Here is a 5382-nt window from a genome sequence, read left to right as displayed (position 1 = left end):
GGGTGAGGAGGAGTCCATCCCATTGGGTAACGAATCTCGCGAGGGACGAGCAAACGAGGCACCCGCGGATAGTGTTTTATGCAGGCACAAACCGCAGTGCTACACCGTTGTTGCACCAGCGCAAGCCGGTAGGCTCTGGACCATCACCAAAGACATGACCTTGATGACCGCCGCAGTGCGCGCAGTGATATTCTGTGCGTGGCCACACCAGTTTGAAATCCAACTTGCTTAACAAATGGCCCTCAACATGCTCGAAAAAACTGGGCCAACCGGTGCCAGAGTCATACTTCATCGCGCTGGTGAAAAGTACAAGATCGCACCCAGCACAGCGGTACTCACCTTCCCCAACCTCTCCGTCCAGTGGGCTTGAAAAGGCGCGCTCAGTTCCCTCTTCGCGGAGCACGTAGAAGGCTTCATCAGTCAGGCGTTCACGCCATTCATCTTCGCTTAATTCAAGCTTTTCAAGGCCAGGGGCTGCTTTAAGGTCTAATCGCGGAAAGCCAAACGAGACGCCAGGAAGAACACCTGCCAATCCGGTTAGTCCAGCAAGCCCCAAAAAGTGACGACGCTTCATTTGCGCATTCCCCCTTAACACGTCAAGGACATAGACATAAAAACGGGACGGCGCCTTAGCACCATCCCGTTTTGACTACTTGACTGTCCAAACGTTCGATTAGTTATCCAAACATTCGACAACCTTTACCCTATCGTACATATCAGGTTAACTGCGGACCCGCCTTGATAATTGCCTCGTTAACACCTTCAAACTTCTTAAAGTTATCAACGAATTTGGTGGCAAGGTCTTGCAGGTGACGATCGTAGGCATCTTGGTCAGCCCACGTTTCGCGAGGATTGAGCAGGCTAGAGTCGACACCCGGCACCGCTACAGGCACTTGAAGGTTAAGGCCATCGATGTGCTGGGTTTCAACATCACGCAGCACGCCGGACTGAATAGCACTGATGATGGCGCGAGTAGTCGGAATAGAGAAACGTGAGCCACCTTCGCCGTAGGCACCACCTGTCCAACCGGTGTTGACGAGATAAACCTGAGCATCTTTTTTATCTACCCGCTTGATCAACAGATCGGCGTATTCACGCGCAGGGCGCGGGAAGAATGGCGCACCGAAGCAGGTAGAGAATGTAGCAGCCAAGCCTTCAGATGAACCCATTTCGGTAGAGCCCACTTTCGCAGTGTAGCCTGACAAGAAATGGTACGCGGCGGCTTCTTTGGAAAGAATCGATACGGGCGGCAATACGCCAGACATATCGCAGGTCAGGAAGACGATAGCGTTAGGCTCACCAGCCAGGTTCTCCGGTACACGCTTTTCAACGTGCTCTAGCGGATAGGCGGCACGAGAGTTCTGGGTCAGGCTATCGTCGGCATAATCCGGCTCGCGACGATCGTCAAGTACAACGTTCTCCAGTACGGTACCAAACTTAATCGCGTTCCAGATAACCGGCTCGTTCTTCTCAGAAAGGTCGATACATTTAGCGTAGCAGCCACCTTCCATGTTGAAGACGATACCGTCGCCCCACGCGTGCTCATCATCGCCAATCAGGTAGCGCGCTTGGTCAGCGGAAAGCGTGGTTTTACCCGTACCTGAAAGACCGAAGAACAGGCAGGTTTCGCCGTCTTCACCAACGTTTGCAGAACAGTGCATCGGCAGAACGTCAGCTTCTGGCAACAAGTAGTTCTGCACAGAGAACATTGCTTTCTTCATTTCACCGGCATAGCGCATACCAGCAATCAATACTTTGCGCTCGGCAAAGTTAATAATGACACAGCCATCAGAGTTGGTGCCGTCGCGGCTGGGGTCACACTCAAAGCCCGCGGCGTTTAGAATCGTCCACTCATCTTTAACTGCTGTGTTGTATGCCTGCGGGCGCACAAACATGGTGCGGCCAAACAGGTTTTGCCAAGCCGTTTCTGTGGTAACACGAACGGGCAAGTAGTGTGTGTTATCACTGCCGACATGCAGTTCGGCTACGAAGTGCTCACCGCTACCCAGATAGTCTTCTACACGTGCCCACAGCGCTGAAAATTTCTCAGCATCAAACGGGCGGTTCACGCTTCCCCAGTCGATGCTATCGCGAGTAGAGGGCTCGTCGACGATATAGCGATCTTTCGGTGAACGCCCTGTGCGCAGACCGGTGTTTACCACCAGCGCACCGTTAGCCGACAGGCGGCCTTCACCACGGGCCACGGCGCGCTCGATCAGTTCGGCGCTGCTAAGATTAACGTGGGCTTGGGGAGCGGCTTGAGTCGTGGTCATGTCGATTCCTGGGTCTCGAATTTACCGGGCGTCAACGACGCCTTGAGAAATCATCTCAGCCGCTTATTGTTTCCAATACCATGGGCTGAGTGCGCTGAAGTCCGGCGCATTATGGCAAAAAGAAAGCCCCCAGGAAACGGGGGCTTTCATCAAATATCTTGTAGTTAAACTACTACAATGACACTACATTTTGTGTTGCAGCGCAGTATATTTTCAAACAACCGTTCGGCAGGCATCCTATAGGCTTTGCTATGACTAGCGCGGTACCTATACGACTTCAATACTCATGCCATCATCTGCGACTACACAATCAATGAATCACCGGGGGTGGCGCGTCCGGATTTTCTAATAAAATTTCAATCTCTGCTGCTGTGTAGTGATATTTCGTGTGGCAAAAGTGGCATTGCGTATCGATTGCGCCTTCTTCACGCAAAATATCGCGCAGTTCCTGTTCGCCAAGCGTGTACAACGCATGACTCATTCGCTCCCGCGAGCAGGTGCAACCAAAGCGTAGTGCTTTCGGCTCGAACACTCTAACCGTCTCTTCGTGATAGAGCCGATACAGCACTTCGCGCTGCTCCAGCCCCAGCAGCTCTTCAGCCTTAATGGTTTCAGCGAGATGAACGCTGCGCTCCCAAGCATCAACATCTTGATTTTGTGAGGCATCGGGCAGGCGCTGAAGCAGCAGCCCACCTGCACGCTCGCCGTCAGCCGCGAGCCAAAGGCGTGTTGGCAACTGTTCTGATTGGCCAAAGTAGGCTTCTAGGCAGCCCCCCAAGGTAGCGTGATCAAGCGCAACAATACCTTGATATCGATGCCCTTCCCTTGGATCTAGGGTAATCACAATTTGGCCTTCACCCACCAGCTCTCGGAAACTGGCATGTTCGCTGGGCAGCACAGCGTCTTCCGCGATTCGCGCGATCGCACGCAGCTCACCACCGGGGTTGGACTCGGCCATTAAGAGTGCAAGCGAGCCTCGTCCACGCACTTCAATGCTTAAGGTGCCGTCTAGTTTTACCGTGTCCGTTAGCAAAGCGACCGCCGCCAGCAGCTCACCCAGCAATTCATTAACCGCTGGTGGATAGGCGTGACGGTCTAACACCTCATGATAGGCAGTGCTGAGCGTGACGATTTCACCACGCACGTTGGTTTGGTCAAACATAAAACGTTGGATTTGATCAGACATAAGGAAACCGCCGGAGAAGTAGAGAGAAGGCTTACCGCCATGACGAATAAATGCGTGTTTAATCGCCCTGTTGGCGCTGGAAGCGCTGGATATCACGCCGTTGTTTTTTATCAGGGCGTTTGAGTGGGTGCTGCATGGCTTCATTGATGAGACGACGAGCTTCAGCTTCTTTGGCTCGACGTTGCACGCTTTCCTCGGTTTCAGCGTAGAGCTTACGCGCTTCTGGCGCGCCGCGACGCTGGTCGGAAAGCGAAATCACTTCCACCTCAAAAATATCCCACCCTTGGGGAACGCGAATAAGCGCCCCCAGCTCGACATTTTTGCTGGTTTTGACGCGGCCACCGTCATAGTGAACTTTACCGCCTTCTATCGCTTTTTTAGCCAGGGCACGGGTTTTGAAAAACCGTGCGGCCCATAGCCACTTATCCAAGCGAACGCTGTCGCTCATTAACGCTCTCCTCGCTGCCCTGGCAGGTTATCTGGCAGCAGTTGGGCAAACCGGTCTAGGGCAATAAACTCCTGCAGTTCTTTTTCAGGCCGCTGGCTATTTGGCTGCTTAATACCCAGTAAGTGTTTAATACCAAACTCACGGGCACTTTCGAGTACGCGTGCGTTATCATCGATAAACAGCGTACGCGCTGAATCAAACGGTTCTCGCTCTTGAAGCGCAAACCAGAAAGCCTGCTCCTCTTTTGCAGCCCCCACATCTTCTGATGAGATGATGGCGTCGAGGTAGTTTTCCAACCCTGTCAGCGGTAATTTTAGCGCGAGGCTGGCACGGTCTGCGTTGGTCGCTAGAATGACACGGGGGTGGGTTTGCTTCAGCCAGGTTAAAAAGTCTAGTGCGTCACTACGCAGGCCTATCAAGTGCTGTACTTCGCGTTTCAGCGCCACGATATCCACCCCAAGTTCGCGGCTCCAGTACGCAAGGCTGTACCAGTTCAGCGTGCCCTGTTCACCGATAATGCGCGCACGCAGCGCTTCTTGGCTCGCTGCGTCTAGCTGATGAAGCTCAACATAGCGTTTTGGCAGGTGCTCTAGCCAGAAATGGCTATCGAAGTGCAGATCCAGCAGCGTGCCATCCATATCGAGTAGGACAGTATCAATCTCGCGCCAATCAATCATTGCCGCTCCAGTATGAAAGAGTAAGCATGCTATTGTAGCGTAACCCGTTTTTTGCAGCCACGGAGGCATGATGTCACTCCACGACGCTTCAACAGGCAATACCCCACATGACTACCTGAAAAAGCCGCAAATCTTGGCGCGAACCAACGTCGCCAAAAGCCGTTTATTCCAGATTGAGTCGCTTGACTTGCGCTTTTCTAATGGTGAAGAGCGCCAGTTTGAACGTTTAACCGGCGCAGACCGAGGCGCGGTAATGATTATTGCCATGCCCGATCCAGAGCATGTACTGCTTATTCGTGAATATGCGGCGGGCTTTGAAGATTATGTGCTGACGTTGCCAAAGGGGCTAGTTGATCCCGGCGAAGATATTGTCACTGCAGCCAACCGCGAGCTAATGGAAGAGTGCGGCTTTGGCGCGCATCGCATTGAACCGCTGGTGGAGTTATCGCTTGCGCCTAACTATATGCGCCACCGCATGCAGGTACTCATCGCCACCGATCTTTATCCCAAGCGCCTGCCGGGCGACGAGCCAGAGCCGTTGATTGTCGAAACCCATGCCATTGAAGAACTGCCGGCACTGCTATTACGTGACGACTTCCACGAAGCCCGCGCCATAGCCGCGCTCTATATCGCAAGGGATAAGCTACGCGAAGAGAAACGTAATAACGCAATGGATTTGTTGTAAAGCCGCGCTGCTTTTGCGGGTGCGCTGACGCTTACACCGCACTACAAAACCTAAGGACTCAATAAGTTATGTAGCGCGTATATGGACTCCTCCTCGTCTGCAAGCACAAAAGG

Annotated in this window: 6 protein-coding genes; 1 reads left to right on the top strand and 5 read right to left on the bottom strand. The window is 53.1% G+C overall.

Annotated features, from left to right (window positions below; genetic code table 11):
• Positions 1 to 76: 76 nt before the first annotated feature.
• The 5 genes from msrB to yrfG all read right to left on the bottom strand — a co-directional run bounded on the left by msrB (position 77) and on the right by yrfG (position 4584).
• Positions 77 to 574 carry a peptide-methionine (R)-S-oxide reductase MsrB gene (gene msrB / locus INT19_RS11515; RefSeq protein ID WP_193060830.1) on the bottom strand — a complete coding sequence of 166 codons (498 nt, stop codon included), beginning with the start codon at positions 572 to 574 and terminating at the stop codon, positions 77 to 79.
• A gap of 142 nt (positions 575 to 716) precedes the next feature.
• Positions 717 to 2273 carry a phosphoenolpyruvate carboxykinase gene (locus INT19_RS11510; protein ID WP_038486052.1) on the bottom strand — a complete coding sequence of 519 codons (1557 nt, stop codon included), beginning with the start codon at positions 2271 to 2273 and terminating at the stop codon, positions 717 to 719.
• Between the two features lie 310 nt (positions 2274 to 2583).
• Positions 2584 to 3459 carry an Hsp33 family molecular chaperone HslO gene (gene hslO, locus INT19_RS11505; RefSeq protein WP_120386642.1) on the bottom strand — a complete coding sequence of 292 codons (876 nt, stop codon included), beginning with the start codon at positions 3457 to 3459 and terminating at the stop codon, positions 2584 to 2586.
• 58 nt (positions 3460 to 3517) lie between these two features.
• Positions 3518 to 3907 carry a ribosome-associated heat shock protein Hsp15 gene (gene hslR, locus INT19_RS11500; protein WP_193060829.1) on the bottom strand — a complete coding sequence of 130 codons (390 nt, stop codon included), beginning with the start codon at positions 3905 to 3907 and terminating at the stop codon, positions 3518 to 3520.
• Complete coding sequence (gene yrfG, locus INT19_RS11495; RefSeq protein WP_095604556.1) at positions 3907 to 4584, bottom strand: GMP/IMP nucleotidase; 678 nt, start codon at positions 4582 to 4584, stop codon at positions 3907 to 3909. Before yrfG ends, hslR begins: the two co-directional genes overlap by 1 nt.
• 70 nt (positions 4585 to 4654) lie before the next feature.
• Between yrfG and nudE the strand changes: the two genes are divergently transcribed.
• A complete protein-coding gene (gene nudE / locus INT19_RS11490; RefSeq protein ID WP_193060828.1) occupies positions 4655 to 5269 on the top strand; it encodes an ADP compounds hydrolase NudE in 615 nt (204 codons plus the stop codon).
• Positions 5270 to 5382: the final 113 nt, after the last annotated feature.

This window comes from Halomonas sp. 3A7M, from assembly GCF_014897875.1.
In the GTDB taxonomy this organism is placed as follows: domain Bacteria; phylum Pseudomonadota; class Gammaproteobacteria; order Pseudomonadales; family Halomonadaceae; genus Vreelandella.
This window is presented reverse-complemented; position numbering and strand designations above follow the sequence as displayed.